This is a genomic window from Bradyrhizobium sp. SZCCHNS3052 (assembly GCF_032484495.1).
Classification (GTDB): domain Bacteria; phylum Pseudomonadota; class Alphaproteobacteria; order Rhizobiales; family Xanthobacteraceae; genus Bradyrhizobium.
The window spans coordinates 1,666,893-1,692,424 of the sequence record NZ_JAUETB010000001.1 but is presented as its reverse complement, the minus strand read 5'-3'; the positions used below and the strand labels follow the sequence as shown (position 1 = coordinate 1,692,424).

General features: G+C 66.0%; 25 protein-coding genes and 1 pseudogene. 22 read left to right on the top strand and 4 right to left on the bottom strand.

Annotated features, from left to right (window positions below):
• The first annotated feature begins 73 nt into the window (after nt 1–73).
• The 19 genes from QX073_RS07735 to QX073_RS07645 all read left to right on the top strand — a co-directional run bounded on the left by QX073_RS07735 (nt 74) and on the right by QX073_RS07645 (nt 18,868).
• The gene (locus QX073_RS07735; protein ID WP_316225533.1) at nt 74–1,315 is read left to right on the top strand and encodes a threonine synthase; all 1,242 of its coding nucleotides are present in this window, start codon (nt 74–76) and stop codon (nt 1,313–1,315) included.
• 90 nt (nt 1,316–1,405) lie between these two features.
• Nucleotides 1,406–2,377 (top strand): tripartite tricarboxylate transporter substrate binding protein BugD, encoded by a 972-nt coding sequence (locus QX073_RS07730; protein WP_316165295.1) that lies wholly within the window; start codon nt 1,406–1,408, stop codon nt 2,375–2,377.
• A gap of 236 nt (nt 2,378–2,613) precedes the next feature.
• Complete coding sequence (gene ilvD, locus QX073_RS07725) at nt 2,614–4,338, top strand: dihydroxy-acid dehydratase (protein WP_316225532.1); 1,725 nt, start codon at nt 2,614–2,616, stop codon at nt 4,336–4,338.
• Nucleotides 4,339–4,441: 103 nt separating this feature from the next.
• Nucleotides 4,442–5,158 (top strand): tetratricopeptide repeat protein, encoded by a 717-nt coding sequence (locus QX073_RS07720; protein ID WP_409977886.1) that lies wholly within the window; start codon nt 4,442–4,444, stop codon nt 5,156–5,158.
• A gap of 47 nt (nt 5,159–5,205) precedes the next feature.
• A complete protein-coding gene (locus QX073_RS07715; RefSeq protein ID WP_316170153.1) occupies nt 5,206–5,682 on the top strand; it encodes a GNAT family N-acetyltransferase in 477 nt (158 codons plus the stop codon).
• A 198-nt stretch (nt 5,683–5,880) separates the two neighbouring features.
• On the top strand, nt 5,881–6,930 hold the full coding sequence (locus tag QX073_RS07710) for a substrate-binding domain-containing protein (RefSeq protein WP_316194220.1): 1,050 nt from the start codon (nt 5,881–5,883) through the stop codon (nt 6,928–6,930).
• Nucleotides 6,931–7,031: 101 nt separating this feature from the next.
• Nucleotides 7,032–8,270, top strand: a complete 1,239-nt coding sequence (locus tag QX073_RS07705; RefSeq protein WP_316225531.1) for an ABC transporter substrate-binding protein — start codon at nt 7,032–7,034, stop codon at nt 8,268–8,270.
• A gap of 65 nt (nt 8,271–8,335) precedes the next feature.
• On the top strand, nt 8,336–9,202 hold the full coding sequence (locus QX073_RS07700; RefSeq protein WP_315711674.1) for an ABC transporter permease subunit: 867 nt from the start codon (nt 8,336–8,338) through the stop codon (nt 9,200–9,202).
• The gene (locus QX073_RS07695; RefSeq protein WP_316172809.1) at nt 9,202–10,257 is read left to right on the top strand and encodes a branched-chain amino acid ABC transporter permease; all 1,056 of its coding nucleotides are present in this window, start codon (nt 9,202–9,204) and stop codon (nt 10,255–10,257) included. Before QX073_RS07700 ends, QX073_RS07695 begins: the two co-directional genes overlap by 1 nt.
• A 1-nt stretch (nt 10,258) precedes the next feature.
• Complete coding sequence (locus tag QX073_RS07690; protein WP_315711676.1) at nt 10,259–10,987, top strand: ATP-binding cassette domain-containing protein; 729 nt, start codon at nt 10,259–10,261, stop codon at nt 10,985–10,987.
• Nucleotides 10,984–11,685: an ABC transporter ATP-binding protein gene (locus tag QX073_RS07685; RefSeq protein ID WP_315827507.1), complete on the top strand. Its 702-nt coding sequence runs from the start codon at nt 10,984–10,986 to the stop codon at nt 11,683–11,685. The genes QX073_RS07690 and QX073_RS07685 overlap by 4 nt, the downstream gene beginning before the upstream one ends.
• 86 nt (nt 11,686–11,771) lie before the next feature.
• Nucleotides 11,772–13,286: an amidase gene (locus QX073_RS07680; protein WP_316172808.1), complete on the top strand. Its 1,515-nt coding sequence runs from the start codon at nt 11,772–11,774 to the stop codon at nt 13,284–13,286.
• Nucleotides 13,286–13,588 (top strand): putative quinol monooxygenase, encoded by a 303-nt coding sequence (locus tag QX073_RS07675; protein WP_316172807.1) that lies wholly within the window; start codon nt 13,286–13,288, stop codon nt 13,586–13,588. The genes QX073_RS07680 and QX073_RS07675 overlap by 1 nt, the downstream gene beginning before the upstream one ends.
• Before the next feature lie 164 nt (nt 13,589–13,752).
• Nucleotides 13,753–14,202: an urease accessory protein UreE gene (gene ureE, locus QX073_RS07670; protein WP_316175322.1), complete on the top strand. Its 450-nt coding sequence runs from the start codon at nt 13,753–13,755 to the stop codon at nt 14,200–14,202.
• Nucleotides 14,195–14,872: an urease accessory protein UreF gene (locus QX073_RS07665; protein WP_316225530.1), complete on the top strand. Its 678-nt coding sequence runs from the start codon at nt 14,195–14,197 to the stop codon at nt 14,870–14,872. The genes ureE and QX073_RS07665 overlap by 8 nt, the downstream gene beginning before the upstream one ends.
• 16 nt (nt 14,873–14,888) lie before the next feature.
• Nucleotides 14,889–15,587 carry an urease subunit beta gene (ureB, locus tag QX073_RS07660; RefSeq protein ID WP_315711684.1) on the top strand — a complete coding sequence of 233 codons (699 nt, stop codon included), beginning with the start codon at nt 14,889–14,891 and terminating at the stop codon, nt 15,585–15,587.
• A 4-nt stretch (nt 15,588–15,591) separates the two neighbouring features.
• Nucleotides 15,592–17,298 (top strand): urease subunit alpha, encoded by a 1,707-nt coding sequence (ureC, locus tag QX073_RS07655; protein ID WP_316225529.1) that lies wholly within the window; start codon nt 15,592–15,594, stop codon nt 17,296–17,298.
• Nucleotides 17,295–17,939, top strand: a complete 645-nt coding sequence (gene ureG, locus QX073_RS07650; RefSeq protein WP_316225528.1) for an urease accessory protein UreG — start codon at nt 17,295–17,297, stop codon at nt 17,937–17,939. The genes ureC and ureG overlap by 4 nt, the downstream gene beginning before the upstream one ends.
• Nucleotides 17,936–18,868 carry an urease accessory protein UreD gene (locus tag QX073_RS07645; RefSeq protein WP_316225527.1) on the top strand — a complete coding sequence of 311 codons (933 nt, stop codon included), beginning with the start codon at nt 17,936–17,938 and terminating at the stop codon, nt 18,866–18,868. The genes ureG and QX073_RS07645 overlap by 4 nt, the downstream gene beginning before the upstream one ends.
• Here the strand turns inward: QX073_RS07645 and bla are convergent.
• Nucleotides 18,749–19,618, bottom strand: coding sequence for a class A beta-lactamase (bla, locus tag QX073_RS07640; protein ID WP_316225526.1), 870 nt, complete (start codon nt 19,616–19,618; stop codon nt 18,749–18,751). The two genes, QX073_RS07645 and bla, sit on opposite strands and share 120 nt — an antisense overlap.
• Nucleotides 19,619–19,632: 14 nt before the next feature.
• Nucleotides 19,633–20,424, bottom strand: a complete 792-nt coding sequence (gene xth / locus QX073_RS07635; protein WP_316186114.1) for an exodeoxyribonuclease III — start codon at nt 20,422–20,424, stop codon at nt 19,633–19,635.
• A 72-nt stretch (nt 20,425–20,496) separates the two neighbouring features.
• Between xth and QX073_RS07630 the strand changes: the two are divergent.
• Nucleotides 20,497–20,745, top strand: a pseudogene (locus QX073_RS07630) (aldo/keto reductase); the annotation flags it as partial.
• Between the two features lie 322 nt (nt 20,746–21,067).
• Here the strand turns inward: QX073_RS07630 and QX073_RS07625 are convergent.
• Together QX073_RS07625 and styA are read right to left on the bottom strand one after the other, a co-directional pair.
• Nucleotides 21,068–21,595 carry a flavin reductase family protein gene (locus QX073_RS07625; protein ID WP_316225524.1) on the bottom strand — a complete coding sequence of 176 codons (528 nt, stop codon included), beginning with the start codon at nt 21,593–21,595 and terminating at the stop codon, nt 21,068–21,070.
• Nucleotides 21,596–21,618: 23 nt separating this feature from the next.
• Complete coding sequence (gene styA / locus QX073_RS07620; RefSeq protein ID WP_316225523.1) at nt 21,619–22,866, bottom strand: styrene monooxygenase subunit StyA; 1,248 nt, start codon at nt 22,864–22,866, stop codon at nt 21,619–21,621.
• Between the two features lie 95 nt (nt 22,867–22,961).
• On the opposite strand from styA, the gene QX073_RS07615 reads away from it, so the two are divergent.
• Both QX073_RS07615 and QX073_RS07610 read left to right on the top strand, forming a co-directional pair.
• Nucleotides 22,962–23,867, top strand: coding sequence for a LysR family transcriptional regulator (locus tag QX073_RS07615; RefSeq protein WP_315827517.1), 906 nt, complete (start codon nt 22,962–22,964; stop codon nt 23,865–23,867).
• Between the two features lie 417 nt (nt 23,868–24,284).
• Entirely contained in the window at nt 24,285–25,025 is a 741-nt protein-coding gene (locus tag QX073_RS07610; protein ID WP_315827518.1) for a metallophosphoesterase family protein, read from the top strand.
• Nucleotides 25,026–25,532 lie beyond the last annotated feature (507 nt).

Below are 25,532 nucleotides of genomic sequence, written 5' to 3'. Positions count from 1 at the left end.
GGGAAACTCTGCGAAGCGGATGGATTGCCGGGTCAAGCCCGGCAATGACGACAGCAGCCAGAAAGTCACTGCCGTGAAATCCAGCGACAATCTCACCATCGAACGTCCGACCTTCGTCACCCATCTCGAATGCGCGATGGAAGGCGATCACTATCCGGCGGATCAGGTCCACAACCTCTCCAAGGCCGGCAAGCCGCTCTTGGTGCGCTACGATCTCGCGGGCGTGAAGCGGGCGCTCACGAAGGACGCGCTGGCGCAGCGTCCGGCCGACATGTGGCGCTATCGCGAGCTGCTGCCGGTGCGCAAATGCCGGGACATCGTCAGCCTCGGCGAGGTCATGACACCGCTGATCAGCCTGCCCAAGCTGTCGAAGAAGCTCGGCGGCGGCGAGATCATCGTCAAGGATGAGGGCCGGCTGCCGACCGGCTCGTTCAAGGCGCGCGGCCTCGTGATGGCAGTGTCGATGGGCAAGGCGCTCGGCATCAAGCACATGGCGATGCCGACCAACGGCAATGCCGGTGCTGCGCTCGCGGCCTATGCGACCTCCTGCGGCATCAAGACCACGATCTTCTGTCCGGCCGATACGCCGGAGGTGAACGTCAGCGAGATCGAGCTGCAGGGCGCGACCGTCTACCGCGTCAACGGACTGATCGACGATTGCGGCAAGATCGTCGGCGAGGGCAAGGCCAAGGTCGGCTGGTTCGATACCTCGACCCTGAAGGAGCCGTATCGCATCGAGGGCAAGAAGACGATGGGCCTGGAGCTTGCCGAGCAGCTCGGCTGGGACGTGCCCGACGTGATCTTCTATCCGACCGGCGGCGGCACTGGCCTGATCGGCATGTGGAAGGCGTTCGACGAACTGGAGAAGATCGGCTTCATCGGCGCAAAGCGTCCGCGCATGGTCGCGGTGCAGGCCTCGGGCTGCGCGCCGATGGTGCGGGCCTTCGAGCAGGGCGTCGAGCATGCGACCCGGTGGGAAGACGCCCACACCATCGCGTCCGGCATCCGCGTGCCTCAGGCGGTGGGTGATTTTCTCATCCTGCGCGCGGTGCGCGAGAGCAAAGGTTTCGCCATTGCGGTCGATGATGAGAAGATTTCATCTGCGCTCAGCGAAGTCGCGCGCGAGGAGGGGCTGCTGTTGTGCCCGGAAGGCGCGGCGACCTATGCCGCCTACAAGCAGAGCCTGGCCGACGGGCGCGTAACGAAAAACGATCGCGTCATGCTGTTCAATTGCGCGACAGGACTTAAATATCCGCTGCCGCCGGTCACCCGCACGCTCGATCGTCACCAGCCGATCGACTTCGGGCAGTTCTAACTAACAACCAGCACCGCGGCCTCGGGCACATGCTCCGGCGCAGACGCATTCGCGTCTGCCGCCGGTGCGTGCGACACAAGGGAGGACGTGATGCGACGAGCTCTTTGCGCCGTGCTGTTGGTGTGTCTTGCGCTGATGCAGCCGGCGCGCGCCGACAATTATCCCTCGCGCGCGATCACCGTGATCGTGCCATTCGCTGCCGGCGGCCCATCGGATGCGATGATGCGCATCCTCGCCGAGCACATGAGACAGACGCTCGGCCAGCCCGTTCTGATCGAGAACGTGACAGGGGCGGGCGGTTCGATCGGCGTGGGCCGTGCCGTCCGCTCGAAGCCCGACGGCTACACCGTGAGCTTCGGCCATCTCGGCACCCATGTCGCCAACGGCGCCGTCTACCGGCTCGGCTATGACCTCGAAGCCGATCTCGAGCCGGTGGTGCTGCTGCCGAGCAATCCGATGATCATCGTCAGCAGGAACAATATCCCGGCGAAGTCGCTGCCGGAGTTTCTCGCCTGGGTGAAGTCGCAGCCGAACCCCGTGTCGGCCGGCACCGCGGGCAATGGCTCCGGCAGCCACATCGCGGGGCTCTATTTCGAGCAGGTCACCGGCCTCAAGCTGCAATATGTGCCGTATCGCGGCACGGGACCGGCGATGAACGATCTGGTCGCCGGCCAGATCGATCTGATCGTCGACCAGACCTCCAACGCCATCAACCAGGTTCGTGCCGGCACGATCCGCGCCTACGCCGTCACCGACGCCAAGCGGCTCGAGTCCGCGCCGGAGATTCCGACCACCGACGAGGCCGGCCTGCCGGGCTTCCACATGACCCTGTGGTCGGGCCTCTGGCTGCCGAAGGGCGCCAGCAAGGAGATCGTCGACACCCTCAATGCTGCGGCGGTGGCTGCGCTGGACGAGCCGGATGTGAAAAATCAATTGAAAAACCTGGGGTTGCAGATGCCCGCGGCCGACCAACGGGGCCCCGCCGCGCTTGGAACCCTGCAACGCGCCGAGATCCGCAAATGGTGGCCGATGATCCGCGCCGCCGGGGTGGTGCCGGAGTAGGTTCACCCTGCCACGCCCAATCGCACATGGTTGCGCATCGGCCACGAATGTTGCGACGTCGCCACAGTTTACGAAGTTTTGGTAACAATCTCCGGCGCTCCGCAAACGCGCCGCTTTTTAGCCACACCTGGTCGTGAAATACTTTGATCAGAACATAACCAGTGCGTGTGAGGCTGCCGAAAATCCACTTGCCGGATTTTGAGCGTTCTCCGCGGCACCGGGAGGCCAAAACAGCGATGGACGCGAAGACCGACATCAAGCGCAGGCTGCCCAGCCGTCATGTGACGGAAGGGCCCGAGCGTGCGCCGCATCGGTCCTACCTCTACGCCATGGGCCTCACCACGGCGCAGATCCATCAGCCCTTCGTCGGCGTCGCCTCGTGCTGGAACGAGGCTGCGCCCTGCAACATCGCGCTGATGCGGCAGGCTCAGGCGGTGAAGAAGGGCGTCGCGCACGCCGGCGGCACGCCGCGCGAATTCTGCACCATCACCGTGACCGACGGCATCGCGATGGGCCATGACGGCATGCGCTCGTCGCTGCCGTCGCGCGAGGCGATCGCCGATTCCGTGGAGCTGACGATTCGCGGCCATTCCTACGATGCGCTCGTCGGCCTCGCCGGCTGCGACAAATCGCTGCCGGGCATGATGATGGCGATGGTCCGGCTCAACGTGCCCTCGATCTTCATCTATGGCGGCTCGATCCTGCCCGGCAATTTCCGCGGCCAGCAGGTCACCGTGCAGGACATGTTCGAGGCTGTCGGCAAGCATTCGGTGGGCGCCATGTCGGACGACGACCTCGACGAGCTCGAGCGCGTCGCCTGTCCGTCGGCTGGCGCCTGCGGCGCCCAGTTCACGGCCAACACGATGGCGACGGTGTCCGAGGCGATCGGGCTGGCGCTGCCTTATTCGGCCGGGGCCCCGGCGCCTTACGAAATCCGCGATGCCTTCTGCATGACCGCCGGCGAACAGGTCATGGAGCTGATTGCCGCCAATATCCGCCCGCGCGACATCGTCACGCGAAAATCCCTGGAGAATGCCGCTGCGGTTGTGGCGGCGTCCGGCGGGTCGACCAATGCTGCGCTGCATCTACCTGCGATTGCGCACGAGGCCGGCATCAAGTTCGACTTATTCGACGTCGCCGAAATCTTCAAAAAGACACCTTATATCGCGGATTTGAAGCCGGGTGGCCGCTATGTCGCCAAAGACATGTTCGAGGCTGGTGGCATTCCGCTCTTGATGAAGACGTTGCTCGACCATGGCTATTTGAACGGCGACTGCCTCACAGTCACCGGCCGGACGATCGCCGAAAACCTCAAAGGCGTGAAGTGGAATCCGCACCAGGACGTGGTGATGCCGGCTGACAAGCCGATCACTGAAACCGGGGGTGTCGTCGGTCTGAAAGGCAATCTCGCGCCAGAGGGCGCGATCGTGAAAGTCGCGGGCATGTCGAACTTGAAATTCTCTGGGCCGGCCCGCTGCTTCGATCGGGAAGAGGACGCCTTTGACGCCGTCCAGAAGCGCACCTATCGCGAAGGCGACGTGATCGTCATTCGCTACGAGGGGCCGCGCGGCGGTCCGGGCATGCGGGAAATGCTGCAGACCACGGCGGCGCTGACAGGGCAGGGCATGGGCGGCAAGATCGCGCTGATCACCGACGGCCGGTTCTCGGGCGCGACCCGGGGCTTCTGCATCGGCCATATCGGACCGGAGGCGGCGGTCGGCGGACCGATCGCGCTGGTCGAGGATGGCGACATCATCGAGATCGACGCCGAGGCGGGCATCCTTAACGTGAAGTTGAGCGATGCCGAGCTGGCGACACGCAAGACCAAGTGGACGCCGCGTGAGACGCATCACACGTCAGGTGCACTTTGGAAATATGCCCAGCAGGTGGGGCCGGCCGTGGCGGGCGCCGTGACCCATCCAGGTGGTGCGCAAGAGAAGTATTGCTATGCGGACATCTGATCGGATCCTTTTCGCATTGATGCTGGGGGTTGCCCCGCTCGCGTTGCCGACGCCATCGTTCGCGTTCGATGGCGCTCCGGTCAACCAGGAGCCGGCGATCCCCGTGGCTGGACAGCAGGCTGGCGCCGGCGCGCTGCGCAAGGCGCTGCCCGCGACGACGTCCTCGACCTCACCCACGCAGTCCCTGACGGCGCTGCAATACGCGGCGGAGGAAGGTCACCCGATTGCGCAGTTCAAGCTCGGCCGCATGTATGCGGCGGGCGATGGCGTTGCGCGCGACGACATGCGCGCCTTCGACTATTTCAGCCGCATCGCCAATGCGCATGCGGAGGACAGCCCGTCGGCGCCGCAGGCGCAGATCGTCGCCAATGCCTTCGTCGCGCTCGGCCGCTATTACCTGAGCGGCATCCCCAACACGAAGGTCAAGGCCGATCCGGATCGCGCGCGGGAGATGTTCTCCTATGCGGCGTCCTACTTCGGCAATGCGGACGCCCAGTACGACCTGGCGCGGATGTACCTGAAGACCGCGGATGCCTCGCGCGACGACTTCCGTTATGGTGCGCGCTGGCTTGGCCTCGCCGCGCAGAAGGGCCAGCACCAGGCCCAGGCGCTGCTTGGTCAGATGCTGTTCAACGGCGACCGGCTGCCGCGCCAGCCGGCGCGCGGACTGATGTGGCTCACGCTGGCGCGCGACAGCGCCGGTCCGGACGAAGCCTGGATCAAGGAGAGCTACAACCGCGCCTTCGCCAAGGCCTCGGACGATGACCGCGCCTCGGCGCTGCAGATGCTCGAGAGCTGGGTGCAGGGCAAGCGCGAGTAGCAGGAGCGGAATGCATCGCGTTCCCTCCGTTCGAGAGAGGGGCTGCGATGATCATCCGCGATGCGACGGCTGACGATGCCGAGGCGGCCTGCGCCGTGTTGCGGGCCTCGATTTCCGAATTGTGCAGGGACGACCACCGCGGCGACCCGCAGATCCTGGCGCGCTGGCTGGCCAACAAGACACCGCAGAACGTGGCGCAGTGGGCGGACGGGCAGGGGCGCTCACTGCTGGTCGCGGTCGAGGATGGTGCGATTCTCGCGGTCGGCGGGCTCGCCCATCCCGGCGAGATCACGGTCAACTACGTGTCGCCGCAAGCCCGGTTTCGCGGCATCAGCTCGGCGCTGGTGGCCGAGCTGGAGCGGCGGGCGGTCGCGCTTGGTGCAAGGGAGATCGCCTTGTTGAGCACCGAGACCGCGCATCGATTCTATCTCGCCCGCGGCTACGTCGATGTCGGCGTGCCCGCCGGCAAGTTCGGCACCGCGGCCTCCTATCCGATGCGCAAAACCCTCGGTCCCGCGCGGTGAGTCGCGGGTCGCGACGACACATCGAGGCCAAGGCAGCGGATGCCTAACGAATAGGCGTCGGCGCGCCGATGTTCTGACCAGCGTCAGGTTCCAGAACCAAAATCGGCGAACTTTGGTACCGAACGACCGCGATGACGCCAAAACGCGCTTGGCACGATTCGTGAGTGCAAATCCTCGGCAACAGCAGAGGCGGCACGTTTGCACAGCGTTCGGATCGGCCTGATCATTCCTCAGCGCGGCTCGGCGGGGTTGTGGGCACCCTCCGCGGAAGCCTGTGGGCGGCTGGCCGTGACCGAGCTGAACCAGGCCGCCGGCATCCGCCGCCGACAGGTCGAGCTGATCGTCATCGACGCCGGCGCAACCGCCGCCAGCGCGGGTCGGGCCGCGGTCGAAGCGGTCGACGAGTTCGCCGTCGACGGCCTCGTCGGCATGCTGCCGAGCTACGCGCGAGATCCTGTCGCGCAAGCCGCGCGCGGCCGCGTGCCGTTCGTCTACACGCCCCAGTTCGAGGGCCTGCCGGCGAACAGCGATGTGATGACCACGGGCGAGACCGCCGGCGAATTGCTGGCACCCGCGATCCAATGGCTCTCGGAGTGCAAGCGCGCCCGGCGCTTCTTCCTCTGCGGCAACGACTACATCTGGCCGCGTTCCTCGCTCGACATCGCCAAGCGCCTGATCGCGCGATACGGCGGCGTCGTCACCGGAGAGCACTACGTGCCGGTCGGCGTGCATGATTTCGACGAGATGCTCGATCGTATCAAGACCACGCGCAGCGACGTCGTTCTCCCGGTCTTTCTCGGCTTCGACTGCATCGTGTTCAGCCGCGCCTTCTGCGCCGCCGGGCTCAGCCGCCACGTTCTGCGCTTCTCCTCGGCCTTCGACGAGACCATCGTCTATGGACTCGACAGCAGCGAGACCGAGAACGTGTTCGTCGCCTCCAGCTACTTTGCATCGCTGCGCTCGCGCAACAACGGCGCCTTCCTGGAGCGTTACTACACGGCATTCGGCGACAACCCGCCGCCCGCGAACGGCTATGGCGAGTCCTGCTACGAGGGCATTCACGCGCTCGCCGCGCTGATCGAGCGCGCCGAGAGCTTCGATGCGCGCGTTCTCAGGCGCTTCTTCGGGCGCACGCTGCAGCGGCGCACCGCGCGCGGCACGGAGGCACAGCCGGTGGTTGGCGGCCGGCACCCGATCCACCTCGCCGAGCTGGACGGCTACGACTTCGCGGTCGTCGCCTCGCGCTGACGCGCAAGGTGCGCCCCAAAAAACACTTGCCTTTTCAAATATTGTAATTTTAAACTTTGCGCGACTTGTGCAACAGCATCACCAACCGATGGGGACCCCTGATGATTTTTTCCCGCCGTCGTTTTCTGCAACGCTCGGCCATCGCGACGTCGACCTTGATCGCGGCACCTGCGGTGTTCCGCTCAGGCGCGCTCGCGGCCGAGAACCCGATCACGGTCGGCAGCCTGCACGACCAGTCGGGCCCGATCGGCACCTCCGGCACGCCGATGGTCTACGCGCTGCAGCTCGCCGTCGATGAGATCAATGCCGCCGGCGGCCTGCTCGGACGTCCCTTGAAGGTCATCCACTACGACACCCAGTCCAACATCCAGCTGTACTCGCAATATGCCCAGCAGCTGGCGGTGAAGGACAAGGTCGACGTCGTGCACGGCGGCATCACCTCGGCCTCGCGCGAGGCGATCCGGCCGACCTTCGACCGCTTCAAGGTGCTGTACTTCTACAACACGCTGTACGAAGGCGGCGTCTGCGACCGCAACACCTTCTGCACCGGCACCACGCCGGCGCAGACGGTCGAGAAGCTGGTGCCGAGCGCGATGAAGAAGGCGGGCAAGAAGGCCTACATCATCGCGGCCGACTACAATTACGGTCAGATCACCGCGAAGTGGATGACCAAGTACTGCAAGGACAATGGCGGCGAGATTCTCTCGACCGACTTCTTCCCGCTCGACGTGACCAATTTCGGCTCGACCATCTCGAAGATCCAGGCGGCCAAGCCCGACCTCATCCTGTCGGCGCTGGTCGGCGGCAACCACACCGCATTCTACCGGCAGTGGACCGCCGCCGGCATGAAATCGAAGATCCCGATCGCCTCGACCACCTTTGGGCTCGTCAACGAGCCCTCGACGCTGGACGCGGCGGAAAGCGATGGGGTCATTGGCGCCTACGGCTATTTCGAGGAGCTGACCACGCCGGCCTCCAAGAGCTTCGTCGAGAAGATCAAGAAGGCGCATCCGGATTCGCCTTACATCAGCGAGCTCGCCTCGTGCACCTATGAAGGCGTGATGCTGTGGGCCGAGGGCGTCAAGAAGGCCGGCAGCATCGACCGCATGAAGGTGATCGAGGCGCTCGAAAGCGGCCTCGTCTTCGACGGCCCCAGCGGCAAGGTCTCGCTCGACAAGCCGACCCATCACACGGTGCGCAACGCGTTCCTGGCCGAGGTCAAGGATCGCAAATGGTCGGTGCTGGAAACCTACACCGACGCCAAGCCTGCCGACACCGCGAGCGTCTGCGATCTCGTCAAGAACCCGAACGATACCAAGCAGTACATCATCAATCTCTGACGCCTGCCGGGTCCCGCCATCCGGCGGGGCCCGGTGTCCCTGGACGGCCCTGAAAGACCTGACGCATGGCGATCTACGTCATCCTCGCGCTGGATGTCCTCAACGGAATCTCGTCGCTGTTCCTGCTCTGCCTGGGACTGGCGATCATCTTCGGCATGATGAAGATCATCAACCTCGCCCATGGCGAGTTCATCATGCTCGGCGCCTATGCGACCGTCATTTCCGCCAATGCCGGTGTGAACATCTGGATCGCGATGCTGATCATCGCGCCCTTGTTCGTCGGCATCGTGGGGCTCGTGATCGAGCGCTGCCTGATCCGCTTCCTCTATGGCCGTCTCGTCGATTCGATGCTTGCGACCTGGGGCCTCAGCCTCCTTATCATCGGGATCATCACGACGATCTATGGCAACACCCAGCAGGGCGTGCCGACGCCGCTCGGCGGCTTCTCGATCGGCTCATATCAGTCGAGCTATTACACGTTGTTCCTCGCATTGATGGCGGCGGTCATGATGGCGATCATCTATGGCGTGATGCGCTACACCCGCTTCGGCCTGGTCGCCCGGGCGACGATGCAGAACCCGGCGATGGCGGCCACGCTCGGCGTCAACCCGGCCCGGGTCTACATGAGCACCTTCGCGCTCGGTGCGGCCGTGACCGGCCTCGCCGGCGGCCTGCTGGCGCCGGTGTCCGGCATCACCCCCGTGATGGGCGGCGCCTATGTCGCGAAGGCGTTCATGACCGTGGTCGGCGGCGGCGCCGCGATCCTCTCCGGCACGCTCTCGGCCGCGAGCCTGTTCGGCTCGGTCAACCAGATCGGCGCCTATTTCACCACGCCCGTCTATGGCGAGGTGATCGTCTTCACCACCGCGATCGTGCTGATCCGCTTGCTGCCGCAGGGCATCTCCGGGCGCTTCTTCAAGGGAAACCTGTGATGGACAAGCACCTCCGTCTTTCCGGCCAGGTGGGCGCGATCGTCCTTGCCATCGTAGCGATTGCGATCGTGCCGAGCGTGATCGAGCTGTTCGCGCTGATGCAGCTGACGCTGTTCGCTGCAATGGCGGTGCTGGCGCTCAGCCTCGCCTTCATCTGGGGCTTCGGCGGCATCCTGTCGTTCGGACAGACCGCGTTCTTCGGGCTCGGCGGCTATGCCTATGCGATCGCGACCATCAATTTCCAGGACTCGACGCCTGCGATCCTGGTGGCCATCGCGGTCCCGGCGACGTTCGCGGCGATCCTCGGCTATTTCATCTTCTTCGGCCGCATCTCCGACGTCTATCTCGGCGTCATCACGCTCACGGTGACCCTGATCCTGTTCAACTCGGTCAACTCGACCTCGGGCGATGCGTACAAGATCGGCAAGGCGCTGCTCGGCGGCTTCAACGGCATGCCGGCCGTGCCGACCTTCAACATGCCGTTCGATCCCTCGACCGTGCTGTCGCCCGAGCAGTCGTGGTGGACCACAGCAGGCGTGCTGCTGGCCGTGTTCCTGATGCTGCGCCTGTTGCTGGCGTTGCCGGCCGGGCGCATCATCGTCGCGGTGCGCGAGAACGAGGTGCGGGTCTCGCTGCTCGGCTACGACCCGCGGCTGGTGAAGTGCCTGACCTTCATTCTCGGCGGTGCGATCGCCGGGCTTGCCGGCGCGCTCTACGTCAACTGGGGCGCCTTCGTCAGCCCGACCATCTTCAGCCTGTCGCTGTCGGCGGAGATCATCATCTGGATCACGGTCGGTGGCCTCGGCACCTTGTTGGGGCCGATCATCGGCTGCGTCGTCATCGAATACATCGTCGCCTATATCGGCTCGCAGCAGCTGTTGAACTCCAACCTCGTGCTCGGCGGCGTGCTGGTGATCTTCGTGCTGCTGCTGCCGAAGGGCATGGTGCCGACCGCCCGCGATCTCGTGATGCGGCTGATGCCGGCCTCCAAGCCGAAAGCCAATGGTCCACCGGTGCAATCCGCTGCGGCGCCGCATCCTGCAGGAGCCGAATGACATGGCAGACCTCGTTCCTCTGCTCAAGGCCGAGCACCTGACGATGCGCTTCGGCGGCGTCGTCGCCAATGACGACATCACCTTCACCCTGCAGGAGATGGAGCTGCGCTGCCTGATCGGCCCGAACGGCGCCGGCAAGAGCACGTTCTTCAAGACGCTGACCGGACAACTGGTGCCAACGTCGGGCAGCATCGCGTTCCGCGGCATGCCGATCGCCGGCAAGCTGTCGCACGAGATCGCGCGCATGGGCATCGGCATCAAGACCCAGGTCCCGAACGTATTCAACGGCCTCTCGGTGCGCGAGAACATCTGGATGGCGGTGCGCCGCAAGGCGACCCCGCGCCAGCAGGGCCCGGCGGTCAATGCCGTGCTCGAGATGATCCGGCTGACCGACTACGCCGACAGCATCGTCGCGACGCTGTCGCACGGCCAGCGCCAATGGGTCGAGATCGGCATGGTGCTCGCCGCCGAGCCCGAGCTGATCCTGCTCGACGAGCCCGCCGCGGGGATGACCGACGAGGAGACCTTCCACACCGCTGCGATCATCCGCGAGATCAACCAGACCCGTGCGATCGTGGTCGTCGAGCACGACATGGAGTTCATCAAGCAGATCGCCAAGCGCGTGACGGTGTTCCACCAGGGCCGCGTGCTGGTCGAGGACACCGTGGACAAGGTGCTCGCCGACCAGCGCGTCCGCGACGTCTATCTCGGCAAGAAGGTGGCGGCATGAGTGCGCTTCTCGAAGTCAACGGGCTCAAGTCCGGCTATGGCCGGATCCCGATCCTGTTCGGCGTGGACCTGACGGTCGCCGACGGCGAATATCTCGGCATCCTCGGCCATAACGGCATGGGCAAGACCACGGCGTTGCGCACGCTGATGGGGCATCTGCCAACCACCGACGGCTCGGTGGTGTTCGCAGGCCGAGCCATCACGCATCTCAAGCCGCACGAGCGCTCGCGGCTCGGCATCGGTCTGGTGCCGCAGGGCCGGGAGATCTTTCCGGACCTTTCGGTCATGGAAAATCTGCGCATGGGGCTCGCCGCGGCTCCCAAGGAGGACCGTAGCGTCATCGATGCTGTGCTGCAGGATTTTCCGCGGCTGGTCCGCCTGCTCGACCGCCGCGGCGGCGCGCTGTCCGGCGGCGAGCAGCAATTGCTGGCGCTGGCACGCTGCCTGTGCACCAAGCCGAAGCTGATCCTGTTGGACGAACCGACCGAAGGCATCCAGCCGTCGATCATCGAGGAGATCATCGAGACGCTGCTGGCGTTGAAGTCGCGCTGGAAGATGTCTTTGATCGTGGTCGAGCAGAACCTCGAATTCATCACGTCGTTATCGGACCGCATCCTGCACATCCAGAAGGGGCGTATCACCGAGGAACTCGACCGTGAGACTCTCCTGGCCCGGGAAGGTCAGATGGTCCCGAGCTAGAGCCCGTACCGGCGCAGCTGCGCCGGCCCATTGAACTGACAATTTGCTGTTTCTGCCCAGCTTGTCCTCACAAGAAAGGATGACTCATGTCCATCAAACGCCCGAATGCCGAGGAAGTCGCCGATCTCGCCGCCAGCCTGCACATGAACATGACGGTCGAGGAGGCCGCCGAATATCTCGCGCTGATGGGCGGGATGTTCGATCAGTACGACATCATCGATGAGCTGCCGAACCCGCTGCCGCCGGTGAAATATCCGCGCACGCCAGGCGCCAAGCCGCCGGCGAAGGAGAACAAGTACAACGCCTGGGCGATCAAGACCGAGGTGAAGGGGGCTGCGGGCGGCAAGCTCGCGGGCCGCACCGTCGTGCTCAAGGACAACGTCGCTCTCGCCGGCGTTCCCATGATGAACGGCTCGACCACCCTCGAGGGCTTCATCCCGGCCGCCGACGCCACCATCGTGTCCCGCATCCTCGATGCCGGCGGCACCATCGTCGGCAAGGCGGTGTGCGAGCATTTCTGCCTGTCCGGCGGCAGCCACACCTCCGATCCGGCGCCGGTGCACAACCCCTGGAAGATGGGCTATTCGGCCGGCGGCTCGTCCTCGGGCAGCGCCGCACTGGTGGCGGCCGGCGAGGTCGACATGTCCATCGGCGGCGACCAGGGCGGTTCGATCCGCATCCCCGCGTCCTATTGCGGCATCTACGGCATGAAGGCGACGCATGGTCTCGTGCCCTACACCGGCGTGATGCCGATCGAGTCGACGATCGACCACACCGGCCCGATGACGGCCAACGTCAAGGACAATGCGCTGCTGCTCGAAGTCCTGGCCGGTGCCGACGGCTTCGACCCGCGCCAATACGCCCCGAAGGTTTCGGCCTACACCGAGGCGCTCGGCAAGGGCGTCAAGGGTCTCAAGATCGGCGTCCTCAAGGAAGGCTTCAGCGCGCCCAACATGGAAGAGGGCGTGGTCGCCAAGGTCAAGGCTGGCGCGGAGCGCTTCGCCAAGATGGGCGCGAGCGTGTCGGAAGTCTCGATCCCCGAGCACATGCATGCGCTGGCGGCGTGGAATCCGATCACGCTCGAAGGCTTCCTCGTGCAGATGATGCTCGGCAACGGCATGGGGTTCAACTGGAAGGGCCTTTACGATGTCGGTCTGCTCGATGCGCATTCCGGCTGGCGCACGCGCGCCGACGATCTGTCGGTGACGTTGAAGCTGACCATGCTGGTCGGGCAGTGGGGCCTCGAGCACTATCGTGGCCGCTATTACGCCAAGTCGCGCAACATCGCGATTCAGGCCAAGGCGGCCTATGATGCCATGTTCGGCTCCTACGACCTGCTGCTGATGCCGACCCTGCCGTGCGTCGCCACGCCGATCCCGGCCAAGGATGCGCCGCTCGCCGAGGTGGTGCAGCGCGCCTTCGAGATGACCGCGACGACCAGCCCGTTCGACGTGACAGGCCATCCGGCGATGACCCTGCCGTGCGGCCTCTCGGACGGCCTGCCGGTCGGCCTGATGCTGATCGGCAAGGACTACGCCGAATCCACCATCTACCAGGCGGCGGCGGCGTTCGAGGCCGACGGCGACTGGAAGACCTTCTGATGATCACCATCACCGCGGTCATCAGGGCCAAGGCGGGACACGAGGCCACGATGCGCGACGCTCTCGTCGCCGTCGCGGCCCATGTCGCGGCCAACGAGCCGGAAACGATCGGGTTCTTCATCTCGCAGAGCGAGACCGAGCCCGGTCTGTTCACGACCTACGAGCGCTTCGCCGACAAGGCCGCGATGGACCGCCACAACGGCTCCGCCGCGGTGGCGACCTTCTTCGGCATCGCCAAGCTGATCCTCGACGGCGAGGTCATTCTCGTGACGTCGCAGGAGGTGTCGGCGACGCTGCGGTAATGCGCTGGGAGGTACCAACCGTCTCCACAGTCATTCCGGGACGATGCGACAGCATCGAACTATGGTGCGCAATTGCGCACCTGAGAATCTCGAGATTCCGGGTTCAGCCCTGGCGGGCTGCCCCGGAATGACAGTGATGACGTCAACGAGAGGAAATCACGCCGATGCTCCGTTTGCACGGCATCATAGGACGCGCCGACGACAGGGCCTATGCCGGCCGGCTCCATGCGCTGGAGCATCGCGGCGGCGTCGAGCTGTTGTTCGTGCCGCCGGAGGACGCCGGCCGCAAGCGCTTCCGGCGGACCACCGATCGCGGCACCGACTGCGCCGTCAGCCTCGATCGCGACGAACAGCTCGTCGACGGCGCGCTGCTGCATCTCGATTCCGATCGCGCGATCATCGCCCGCTTCGGTGAGGAGCAGGTCTGGCGCCTGCGCGCGCGCGATCCGGCCTGTGCGCTGAAGCTCGGTTGGCACGCCGGCAACCTGCACTGGCGCGTCCGCTTCGAAGACGATCATCTGATCGTGCTGCTCGATGCCCCGCTCGACACCTATCGCGCCCGCATCCAGCCGCTGCTCGATGCCGGCGAGGTCGTGGAGCGCGATCATGTTTGACCGCGGCGAGGCGCTCGCGCTGCTGCAGCTCGGCGACAGTGCCTTTCCCTCCGGCGGCTTTGCGTTCTCCTGGGGCATCGAAGGCCTCGCGGCCGACGGCCTGCTGTCCGGTCGCGCCGACCTCGACGGCGTTATTGCCGATCACCTCGCGCAGCGCTGGGCCAGCATGGATCGCATCCTGCTCCGCCGCGCCTGGCACGCCGACGACATTGCCGCGATCGCCGCCGTGGATCGCCTCGCCGAGGCGACGACGCCGTCGGCCGAGATGCGCGAGGGCTCGCGGCGCGCGGGCAGGGCGCTGCTCGGCGTCTGGGTCAAGCTCGCCGGTCCGTTATCTCAGGCGTACCGTGCCCGCGCTTCTGCCGATGCGCGGCTCGGACATCTGCCGGTGGTACAAGCCATCACCGGCCGCGATGCCGGCCTTGGCCTCGACGCGGCCGAACTGGTCTCCGGTTGGACCCTCGTCGCCGGCCTCGTCAGCGCTGCCGTGCGGCTCGGCCTGATCGGCCACATCGAGTCGCAGCGCAGCCTCGCGCTTGCCCGCGCAAGGCTCGCTGATCTGCTCGACGAGACACCCGACGACGACGCGATGCCGTCGAGCTTCACGCCCTTCATCGACATCGCCGTGTCGCGCGGTCCGCTGCGGCACGTGCGCATGTTCACGACCTGACCAGAGGTGCCGCGCCATGATGAACCTGTCGCCGACCGAGATGGATCGTCTCGTGATCTTCAACGCCGCGCAGATGGCGCGGCGCAACCGCTTGCTCGGCATCAGGCTCAGCCATCCGGAGGCGGTGGCCTACATCACCGATGAGGTGATGACCGCAGCGCGCCGCAATCTGCCCTATGCCGAGATCCGCGACATGGCCGGACGGCTGCTCACGACCGACGACGTCGAGCCCGGCGTCGCCCAGATGATCCCGATGCTCTATGTCGAGCTGATGTTCGCCGAGGGCACCAAGGTGATGGCGCTGTTCGAGCCGATCCAGCCGGCCGACGGCACTGCGGGTGACGAGTTCGTGCCCGGCGAAATCATTGCGGGCGGCGACGACATCGCGATGTTCACCGAGCTGCCGGCGGTCACGCTCGACGTCGTCAACACCGGCGACCGCGACATCCAGGTGCGCAGCCACACCCACTTCTTCGAGGTCAACCGCGCGCTGTTGTTCGATCGTGCCGCCGCCTGGGGCATGAAGATCGATCGTCCGGCTGGACTCGGCGTCCGCTTCGAGCCGGGCGTCACCAAATCGGTGCGCCTCGTGCCGATCACCGGCGACCGGATCGTGCGCGGCCAGGCCGGACTCGTCAACGGCCCGCTCGACGCGGCCGGCGCGCGCGAGACCGGGCTGAAACTCGCGCAGTCGCGCGGCTATCTGGGAGCTTGAACTCATGGCCACGCTGACCCGCCGCGCCTATGCCGAGCTGTATGGCCCGACCAAGGGCGACATGATCCGGCTCGCCGACACCAGCCTGCTCGCCGAGATCGAGCACGACTACACGACCTACGGCCATGAGCTCTTGGTCGGCGCCGGCAAGAATCTGCGCGACGGCGAGGCCGTCGCGGCGCACCGCACCTCGCAGCACAAGGCCCTCGACGTCGTCGTCAAGAACGCGACCATTGTCGATGCCGTCATCGGCATCGTGAAGGCCGACATCGGCATCCGTGACGGCCGCATCGTCGGCATCGGCAAGGCCGGCAATCCCGACGTGATGCCCGACGTGCATCCGGACATGGTGGTCGGCCACACCACGGCGCCGATCGCCGGCGGTCCGTTCATCGTCACGTCAGGCGCGATCGAAAGCCACGCCCATCTGATCTCGCCGGAGCAGTCGGATCACGCGCTGGCCGGCGGCACCACGACCATGATCGGCAACGGCTCGGGGCCGGTGTTCGATGTCGGCTCGGGCTCGGGGCCGAATTTCGGGCACTTCCTGAAATCGATCGAGTTCTCGCCGCTGAACTACGCGCTGTTCGGCCGCGGCGGCTCCAACCCCGAAGCGGTCGAGGAGGCGGTCGCGGCCGGCGGCATGTCGGTCAAGATCCACGAGGACTTTGGCGCCGCGCCCGACGTGATCGACAAGAGCCTGATCGCCGCGGACCGCAACGATTTCGCGGTGCATCTGCACACCGACTCGATCAACGAATACGGCTTCTGCGAGGACACGATGGCGGCGGTCGACGGCCGCACCATCCACATGTATCACGTCGAGGGTGCCGGCGGCGGCCATGCACCCGATCTGCTCAAGGTGGTGTCCTGGCCGAACGTGATCCCGTCCTCCACCAATCCGACCAATCCCTACACCTCCTACGGCATGGAGGAGGGCGTGCCGATGACGATGATCTGTCATCAGCTCAACTACAACGCGCCCGAAGACGTCATGTTCGGCGAGGCGCGGGTGCGGGCGCAGTCGATGGCGGCCGAGGATTTCCTGCACGACATGGGCGCGATCTCGATCTTCGGCACGGACACGCAAGGCATGGGACGTCTCGCCGAGAACGTCGCCAAATGCTGGCAGCTCGCCAGCGTGATGAAGGACCGCGTCGGCCGGCTGCCGGAGGAGACGACCGCGCGCGCCGACAATGAGCGCATCAAGCGCTACGTCGCCAAGCTCACCATCAATCCCGCGATCGCGGTCGGCATCGATCATGTCGTCGGCTCCATCGAGGTCGGCAAGATGGCCGATCTCGTGCTGTGGCCGCGCGCCTCGTTCGGCCTCAAGCCCTACATGGTGATCAAGAACGGCTTCCCTGTCTGGGCCGCGATGGGCGACGGCAATGGCAGTCTGGGTCTCTCCGAGCCGATGATCCAGAAGCGGATGTGGGGCGCGCTCGGCGCAGCGCCACAGCGGCTCGGCGTCAATTTCATGTCGAAGCTCGCGGTCGACGCCGGCATCCGCGCCAAGCTTGGGCTCGGCCGTGAGACCGTGCAGATCAAGAACGTGCGCCGGCTGCGCAAGACCGACATGGTCCGCAACGCGGCGATGCCGCATGTCGAGGTCGATCCGCAGACCTTCGAGGTCCGCGCCGACGGCAAGCTGCTGATGTGCCCGCCCGCGACGACCGTGCCGCTCGCGAGGAGGTTCATGCTGCGATGAGCCGTCTCGCTCTCACCCGCACCGATGCGCCGATGACCGCCGCGCGCGTCGGCATCGGCGGTCCGGTCGGCTCCGGCAAGACCGCTCTGGTCGAGCGCCTGATCCCGGCGCTGCAGGCGCGCGGCATCGACATCGCGGTCATCACCAACGATCTCGTCACCGCCGAGGATGCCGAGCGCGTCCGCCGCTCGGGCCTGATCGACCCGGCGCGCGTGTCGGCGGTCGAAGCCGGCGCCTGTCCGCACACCGTGATCCGCGAGGACCCGACGCTCAACATCGAGGCCGCCGACGAACTGGAGCGGCGCTTTCCCGGCGTCGAGCTGATCCTGCTGGAGAGCGGCGGGGACAATCTCGCCTCGACCTTCTCGCGCGACCTCACCGATTTCTGGATGTTCGTGATCGACGTCGCCGGCGGCGACGACATCCCGCGCAAGCGCGGCCCCGGCGTGATCCGCGCCGATCTGCTTGTGATCAACAAGGTCGATCTCGCCCCGCATGTCGGCGTCGATCTTGCCCGCATGCAGCGTGAGGCGACAGAGGTGCGGGGCGGCCGGCCGGTGCTGCTGACCAATTGCCGCCGTGGCGAAGGGATCAACGCCATCGTCGATCTGCTCGAACGCGAGGTGCTGTTCCGCACGTGAGCGATCTCAGCGCAAAGCCGCCGCGGCTCGATCTCTCCTTCGTTCGCCGCGGCGGCCGCACCATGATCGACCGCCGGCTGTTCGCGTGGCCGTTCGTGCTGACACGCAGCTTCCACACCGATGCTGCGCGGCCGGACCTGCTCAGCGTGATCCTGCAGACCGGCAGTGGCGCGGTGCATGGCGAGGACCGGTTGACGCAGCGCTTCACGCTCCATGCGGGTGCAGCCGTTTGCGTGACCACGCAGGGCGCCACCTCAGTCCATCGCGCCGAGCCGGGCGCGCGCGCCATGGAGCAGGTGCTGCTGCGTGTCGAGACCCATGCGTCGCTCGACTACAGGCCCGAGCCGCGCATCCTGTTTCCCGATGCTGCCTTGTGCCAGGTGCTCGAATTGGACTGTGCGCAAGACGCCTCGGCGCTCGTCACGGACGCCTTCACGATGCACGATCCGAACGGGCAGGGGCGGCTGTTCCGCGAGCTTAACTCCACCCTTATCGTCCGCAGACCGGGCGATGAGCCACTCCTGATCGACCGCATGCATCTGCGCGCTCCCGCGATGGCGATGTTCAAGGGCCACCGCGCCTTTGGGACAGCCGTGCTGGTGTTACCGCCGGGGCATGATCGCGCTGCGCTCCGTCAGCATTCCGTCGGTGCACTTGCGCGGATCGACGATCTGTATGCCGCGGCGAGCCTGCTACCTCACGATGCCGGCATCAACGTGCGCCTTGCGGGCCGCGAGATGCGCCAGCTCCGCGCCGGCTTCGACGCGATTGCAGCGGTCTATCGCGAGATTGATCTCGGCGCGCGCGGTTCAAGCCCCGAGCACGTCCGCAACAGCCCGCCCGACCGCTGCGTGAACCGCGTTGCGCTTGTCGTCGCTGGCCTTGGTCTCGGTGAGATAGCTGCTCACGATGACCGGCGCGCGCCCTGAAGGCCAGATCACGGCGACGTCGTTGGCGCTGCCGTGCTCACCTGTCCCGGTCTTGTCGCCGACGCGCCATTCGCCGGGCAGGCCGGCGCGCAGCCGGGCACCGCCGGTCTTGCAGGCGATCAGCCAAGCCGTCAGCTGATCGCGGGAGGCCGGCGACAGCCCATTGCCGGTTGTCAGCTTCGCCAGGGTCTGGGCCATTGCCGCTGGTGTGGTCGTGTCCCTCGGATCTCCCGGCACGCTTTCATTGAGCTCGGGCTCGATGCGGTCGAGCCGGGTGATGGCGTCGCCGAAGCCGCGGATCGCACGGGTCAGGCCGGACGGGCCGCCGAGCGTCGCGAGCAGCAGGTTGGCCGCCGTGTTGTCGCTGAGCGTCACCGCGGCGTCACACAGCTCACCAACCGAGAGACCGGACGTGCCGACATAGGCCTTGGTCACCGGTGCGTAGGACAGGATGTCGGCTTGCGCGATCGGAATGCGCCGCGCCAGCTGCTCGGTGCCGACATCGACCTTGGCGAGAATGGCCGCCGCCAGCAGCGCCTTGAAGGTGCTGCACATCGGGAAGCGCTCGTCGAGCCGATGGCCGCTCAGCGCCCCGCTCGCGGTGTCCAGCAGCGCCACGCCGAGTCGTCCGCCGCTGCCGGCCTCGATGCCGGCGATGGTGGCCTGCAGGTCGGCGGCGAGCACCGGCTTCGCCGCCAGCAGCGGCACGATTGCGAGCGGAAACAATTGCCGCCGTGTGTAGATCGTCATGGACCGTCCTCGAGTTACGCGGTCTCGAGATCGAAATCGGCCCACACCGGCACGTGATCCGACGGCTTCTCCCAGGCCCTGACATAGCTGTCGATGCCGACCTCGACCAGCCGGTCGCTGGCCTGCGGCGACAACAGCAGGTGATCGATCCGGATCCCCGCGTTCTTCTGCCAGGCGCCGGCCTGATAGTCCCAGAACGTGTACTGCCCCGGCGCATCGGTGACGGCGCGCAGCGCGTCGGTGAGCCCGAGGCCGAGCAGCGACTGGAAGCTCTCGCGCGTCTCCGGGCGGAACAGCGCGTCCTCGACCCAGGCCTCGGGGTTGGAGACGTCGGCGGCAGCGGGGATCACGTTGAAGTCACCTGCGAGGATCAGCGGCTCCTCGGTCTTCAGCCGCTCACGCGCGTAGTCACGAAGCCGCGACATCCATTTGAGCTTGTAGGGATATTTTTCCGTGTTCGGCGGGTTGCCGTTGGGCAGATAGAGGCAGGCGATGCGCACCACCCCGCTCTTGAGACTGACCACGCCCTCCAGGAAGCGCGCATGGACGTCCTCGGCATCGCCGTCGAGCCCTGACTTGGTCTCGTCGAACGGCAGCTTCGACAACAGCGCGACGCCGTTGAAGGTCTTCTGGCCGTGCGTCACCACGTTGTAGCCGAGCGCCTCGATCTCCAGCCTTGGGAATGCGTCGTCCGTGCACTTGATCTCCTGCAGGCAGACGATGTCCGGGGAGCATTCCTTGAGCCAGGTCAGGAGGTGATCGATCCGCTGCCGGACCGAATTGACGTTCCAAGTTGCGATACGCATTGGCTTGAGGTTCCCGGGGGGAAGGAGAAACGGCCCCGGTTAGATCAAGCCGCGACCACTCCGGTCAAGGCGGATGGCGTGGGAATCACAGGCGGGCGCAACATTCCACGGGTGGCGCTGAACTGGCTGCTGCAGCGCCCGACGGTCGCGACCATCATCGTCGGCGCCCGCGACGAGAGCCAGCTGATCGAGAATATCGGCGCGGTCGGCTGGAGCCTGACGGCGGAGCAGGTGGCCACGCTCGACGCCGCGAGCGACACGCCGGCGGCCTATCCGGTCCGGCATCAGCGCGGCTTCCCGATGCTGAACGAGCGTCGCTAGTCCAGCACGAGCGGAACTGCTGTGGATCATCAGCCTCAGGCCTCGTACCTGCAGTGCCGATCCATTTGACGACGACGCCGGACGGGACGTAAAATTAGGTTCGATCGTCACGTGGCCGCGCTTCGGTCATTCTGGAGCCGCCACAACGGGGGGCATCGACCCCGGACCGATCGGCGGTTGAGCCTCACGACTGTGCCGGACCCGCAGTCTTCAATGTGACGATGTTTGGCTCACTAAGTCGTCCCGGCGGACCGCATCAGATTTTCCACTGACTTGGAGGGTGGGCAAAGGCGCGCAGCGCCGTGCCCACCGCGCACCACGATCAGATCGTCCACCCCTCCGCCGGATACGCCAGCCCATCGCTTGGCAATATCTCCGCGCCCAGCCCATTGCGAAACCGGCTGGCGTAGAATGCCAGCGGCAGGCCGTCCTGGTGGCGGCACCAGCGGACCTCGCCGATGAACAGCGTGTGGTCGGCGATCTCGACCGTGTTCACGACCTCGCAGCCGAATTGCGCAATGGCCGCCGGCAGCAGGAAGAAGCCGTCACGCGCGTCCAAGGCAGGCGCGCCCTGTGCGAGGGCCGCGCCGGCGAAATGCCGGCCGATCGCGACATCATCGGCCGCGAGCACATTCACCGCATAGCGGCCGGACGCGCTCACCGCCTGCCAGGTGCGGCCGCGCTTGAGCGAGACCAGCACCGTCGGCGGCTGCGTCGAGACCGTGGTGAAACTGTTGGCGGTCATGCCGACCGGCGCGCCGTCGCCATCGTTGCTGGTGACGACGGTCACGCCGGTGGAGAACCGCGACGCGGCTGCGCGAAAACCCGCGACATCGGGATGATGGCTCATCGGCCGCTCTCCGTCATCACGCGTCACGCCGCGAGCCGCGTCCGCTCGTCGATCCAGGCATGAATGCGCCGCTCGCTCGCCAGCCGGTCCCACTGCCGCTCCGGATAGTTGAAATTGTCGGTGAACTCGTCGCAGAGCCCGCGATCCTGCGCCATGGTGAAGATCAGCCGGCCCATCGCCTCCGACGGCGGCTGCAGCATCAGGTTGGTCCAGCGCGCTGCGGCGAGCACGCGGTTCTCGCGCGCGCGATCGACCGTCTCGACGAAGCGGTCGTCGAACGCCACCGCCTCGGTGATCGCCTTGCCGAGTTCAAACGCGGCATAGGAGGCCATGTTGGCACCCTGGCCCATCATCGGATCGACCACGGAGTGCACGTCGCCGAGCGCAATCGCGATCTTGCCGTCGTCGAAGCTGACCGAGGAGCGCCGCACGGTCGGCACCACGGCGCCCTGCAAGAGGTCCAGCGGCTGCAGATCGAAGCGGTGCGTGTCGATCCGGTTGTAGGTGTGCGGATGGTGCTTCTCCAGCTTGTCGAGCAGCGTCTGCCGGAAGGCCGAGGGATCGGCGTCGTAGTTGAGCGACACCAGCTCGGCCATGTCACCGCCGGGAATGTTCTCCATCAGCAGCGCCGTCTTCATGCCGCCGAAGGTGAGCGTCGGAATCACGATCATCTCGCCATGGCCCGGAGAGACCGACAGCGTCACGCCGCGCGGATCGTCGCCCTCGGGGCTGCCGTGGTCGACGCCGTCATAGAGGCCGACGCAGAGCAGGCGCTGCGGCTGGTTGTAGGGCGACAGCTCCGGCCGGTGGCTGAACATCCGCCCCAGCGCGCCCTTGCCGGTCGAGACCACCAGCAGGTCGAAGCGCGCCACCAGCGCCGGAATGTCGTCGTCCTGGATGCTGGCATATTCGATCGCGCCGCCGCGGTCCTCGAAATCCTTCATCAGCGCCGGCAGGTAGATCCGGTAGTCGACCGCGCGGCTCGGCTGCTTGAAGGCCCCGCGAAAGAGCAGGGGGCTGCCGGGGAAATTGAAGTAGTGATCGTGGTGGTGATAGACGAATTCGGGACTGTCCCAGTGGTTCACGCCGAGCTCGTTCTCGCGCGCCACGGTGATGCCGTGATGGGCCACCGTGTTCATCAACCGCGTTGCAGCATACTGTTCCGGCTCGCGGTCGGTCAGAACCGTGGCCTGGATGCCTTTCTTCTGCAGATACAGCGCCAGGTGCAGCCCGCCGATGCCGGCCCCGACGATGCCAATCGACTTCTCCATGGTCTCCCTCCGTTTGATTTTTTGAGAGGCTAGACCGGCCCGCCTCCTGACGTATACGGAATGACGAGAATAAAACTCATTCCGGGGAGGAATGGATGGACCGGATCGACGCGCTGCAGACCTTCATCCGCGTCATGGAAGCCGGCAGCTTCACCCAGGCCGCGGCCGATCTGGGCCTGGGACAGCCGGCGATCACCAAGCGCATCGCGCTATTGGAGGAGCAGTTCGGCTGTCGCCTGTTCGTCCGCACCACGCGCAAGCTCCGGCCGACCGCCGAGGCCGATCGCGTCCTCAAGCTCGCCAAGGACATCGTCAGCTTGTTCGAGAGCGCGGGCATGCCGTCGCCGAAGCGCGTCGGCGCGCCCTCGGGCACCTTGCGGATGACGGTGCCGACCTCGTTCGGCCGCCATTTCTTCAGCGACGTCTTCGCCGAATATGGCCGCCGTTATCCCGAGGTGCGGCTCGACATCCGCTTCACCGAGCAGTTCGTCGACCTCGTGGAGACCGGGACGGAGCTCGCCATCCGCATCGGCGTGCTCAGCTCCAGCTCGCTGGTCGCGCGCCGCGTCGGCACGGTCAAGCGGCTGCTGGTTGCGGCGCCATCGCTGCTCGCAAGACACCGCCCGCCGCGGTTGCCCAATGATCTGCGCCAGCTCCCCTGCGTGACCTATTCGCGGCTGTCGCCGAAGAACGAGTGGAGCCTCGAATCCGAAACCGGCCGCCACGTCGTCGGCATCACGCCCTCGCTCACCTGCGACGACGCCGACATCATGACCCTGGCGGCGCTGGAAGGCCTCGGCGCCGCCGTGCTGCCGGACTGGTGCGCGGTTCAACACATTGCGTCAGGCAGGCTCATCCATCTGCTACCCGACTACGACGTTCCGTCGCTGCCGCTTCACGTCGTCTATCCCGACCCGCAATGGATGTCGCACCGCGCCCGCCTGTTCCGCGACCTGATCATCGAGCGCGCGGATGTGTTCGCGATCGGGGCGCTGCAGTGAGGGAATTTTCGCAACCACCAAGGGAGCAGTGCCCTCGCGACAAACGCGACTGTCTTCGCCCGGCTCGACCGGGTGATCCAGTGCGCCGAGGCGGTTGTGGCGATACCGATGGACCGCGGCGTACTGGATGCCCGCCTGCGGGGGCATGACGGGGAGGATGTGGCTGCATGGGAGCTGAAGACGCGCAGCGACGCCTCAGCGTCGTGAGCGCCGAGGCCACCGCCTCCGCTGCAGTATAGACGGAGCGAGGAGGCGCCGCGCTTTAGTCCATCCGGCGTCTCCACCGTCGTTGCGAGCGAAGCGAAGCAATCCAGGGCCGCCAAGGACTCTGGGTTGCTTCGCTTCGCTCGCAATGACGAGGATGCTAGAGTTCTACCTCAAGCGACTGAAGAGAGACGGGACTGCGAGGGGGCGACAATGCGGCTGGCTGTGATTTCCGACGTGCATGGCAATCTGCCGGCGCTGGAGGCGGTGTTCGCGGACATCAAGATGCGCGGTGTCGACGCCACGGTCAATCTTGGCGACTGCGTGACCAGCCCGCTGTGGCCGCGGGAGACGTTCGATCTGCTGCAATCCGTGACGCTGCCCACGGTGCGCGGCAATCATGACCGCTGGATCGAGGAATGGCCGGAGGAGAAGTTGTCGCCGGCCGGCCGCTTCGCGCAGGTCGCGCTGACCGCTGAACAGCGCCGTGTGTTGCATGCCCTGCCGGCGCGGATCGCGCTGGAGCATGGCATCCTCGCTGTGCATGGCACGCCAGACGATGACTGTGCCCTCCTGCTCGAAGAGATGCTGGACGATGGCCGCTACGTCCCGGCGCGTCGCGACGTGCTCATCTCACGGCTCACCAACATCGGCGGCGCCACGCTGGTGCTGTGCGGCCACAGCCATCGGCAGGCGGTGGTGCAGGTGCCCCGTGGGCCGCTGGTGATCAACCCCGGCAGCGTCGGCTGCCCGGTGTTCGGCGACATCCCGATCGCAGCCCAGCTCGAACATCGCTCGCCGCACGCGCGCTATGCGGTTCTGACCGAGCGACGCGGACATTGGCAGGCCGAGCTGCTGGCGCTGACCTATGACTGGGATCACGCGGCGGCGCGTGCCGCCGAAAACGGTTTTCCGCATTGGGCCAGTGCCTACGCCTCCGGCGCGGTGCTGTGAGGGATCAGCGAACAACGACGTGGTGATTGCGATCCCGCGTGCACGTCGGGCAAATCGATCCACCGCATGACCCATGTTGGCGATGCCAATTGGGCGCAGCCGGCGTCGAATAGCGTGCGCCGAGAGATTGATTTCACGAGCGCCTTCAAGCTGATTTGCCCTGTCCAGTCCCGGTGCGAAAAATATCGTGGTTTCGCTTTTACAGAATTCATGCTCCTATGTCGCCGTCCCGCCCCGGCACGAGGGGCGTATCGCGATCGTCACGACACGCGGGGTGGGATGCGATGGGCGTCGTGGGCCGCAGCATGGCGTGATGCCGTGCGGACGAACGGCACAGGGCGCACGCCGAAATCGCATGGTCCTGGTCTCCCGACGCTGAGGCCACGCCGGTGGTGACGATGATCCGCCGGTCACGGGGGCAAGACAGCCCGGTCCCCGGGGAGAATGCGTATAAGGCGTAGAGCCGTCGTGCAGGGAATGCCGGTTGACCGGCTGGACCTGTGGTGA

Excerpts from the sequence above, each read along its gene's own strand:
- QX073_RS07730 (WP_316165295.1), top strand. The coding sequence starts at position 1,406 with ATGCGACGAGCTCTTTGCGCCGTGCTGTTGGTGTGTCTTGCGCTGATG.
- QX073_RS07705 (WP_316225531.1), top strand. The coding sequence starts at position 7,032 with ATGATTTTTTCCCGCCGTCGTTTTCTGCAACGCTCGGCCATCGCGACG.
- QX073_RS07675 (WP_316172807.1), top strand. The coding sequence starts at position 13,286 with ATGATCACCATCACCGCGGTCATCAGGGCCAAGGCGGGACACGAGGCC.
- QX073_RS07685 (WP_315827507.1), top strand. The coding sequence starts at position 10,984 with ATGAGTGCGCTTCTCGAAGTCAACGGGCTCAAGTCCGGCTATGGCCGG.
- QX073_RS07690 (WP_315711676.1), top strand. The coding sequence starts at position 10,259 with ATGGCAGACCTCGTTCCTCTGCTCAAGGCCGAGCACCTGACGATGCGC.
- QX073_RS07625 (WP_316225524.1), bottom strand. The coding sequence starts at position 21,595 with ATGAGCCATCATCCCGATGTCGCGGGTTTTCGCGCAGCCGCGTCGCGG.
- ureB (WP_315711684.1), top strand. The coding sequence starts at position 14,889 with ATGATGAACCTGTCGCCGACCGAGATGGATCGTCTCGTGATCTTCAAC.
- bla (WP_316225526.1), bottom strand. The coding sequence starts at position 19,618 with ATGACGATCTACACACGGCGGCAATTGTTTCCGCTCGCAATCGTGCCG.
- QX073_RS07610 (WP_315827518.1), top strand. The coding sequence starts at position 24,285 with ATGCGGCTGGCTGTGATTTCCGACGTGCATGGCAATCTGCCGGCGCTG.
- QX073_RS07665 (WP_316225530.1), top strand. The coding sequence starts at position 14,195 with ATGTTTGACCGCGGCGAGGCGCTCGCGCTGCTGCAGCTCGGCGACAGT.
- ilvD (WP_316225532.1), top strand. The coding sequence starts at position 2,614 with ATGGACGCGAAGACCGACATCAAGCGCAGGCTGCCCAGCCGTCATGTG.
- ureG (WP_316225528.1), top strand. The coding sequence starts at position 17,295 with ATGAGCCGTCTCGCTCTCACCCGCACCGATGCGCCGATGACCGCCGCG.
- xth (WP_316186114.1), bottom strand. The coding sequence starts at position 20,424 with ATGCGTATCGCAACTTGGAACGTCAATTCGGTCCGGCAGCGGATCGAT.
- QX073_RS07615 (WP_315827517.1), top strand. The coding sequence starts at position 22,962 with ATGGACCGGATCGACGCGCTGCAGACCTTCATCCGCGTCATGGAAGCC.
- QX073_RS07700 (WP_315711674.1), top strand. The coding sequence starts at position 8,336 with ATGGCGATCTACGTCATCCTCGCGCTGGATGTCCTCAACGGAATCTCG.
- ureC (WP_316225529.1), top strand. The coding sequence starts at position 15,592 with ATGGCCACGCTGACCCGCCGCGCCTATGCCGAGCTGTATGGCCCGACC.
- styA (WP_316225523.1), bottom strand. The coding sequence starts at position 22,866 with ATGGAGAAGTCGATTGGCATCGTCGGGGCCGGCATCGGCGGGCTGCAC.
- QX073_RS07715 (WP_316170153.1), top strand. The coding sequence starts at position 5,206 with ATGATCATCCGCGATGCGACGGCTGACGATGCCGAGGCGGCCTGCGCC.
- QX073_RS07695 (WP_316172809.1), top strand. The coding sequence starts at position 9,202 with ATGGACAAGCACCTCCGTCTTTCCGGCCAGGTGGGCGCGATCGTCCTT.
- QX073_RS07680 (WP_316172808.1), top strand. The coding sequence starts at position 11,772 with ATGTCCATCAAACGCCCGAATGCCGAGGAAGTCGCCGATCTCGCCGCC.
- ureE (WP_316175322.1), top strand. The coding sequence starts at position 13,753 with ATGCTCCGTTTGCACGGCATCATAGGACGCGCCGACGACAGGGCCTAT.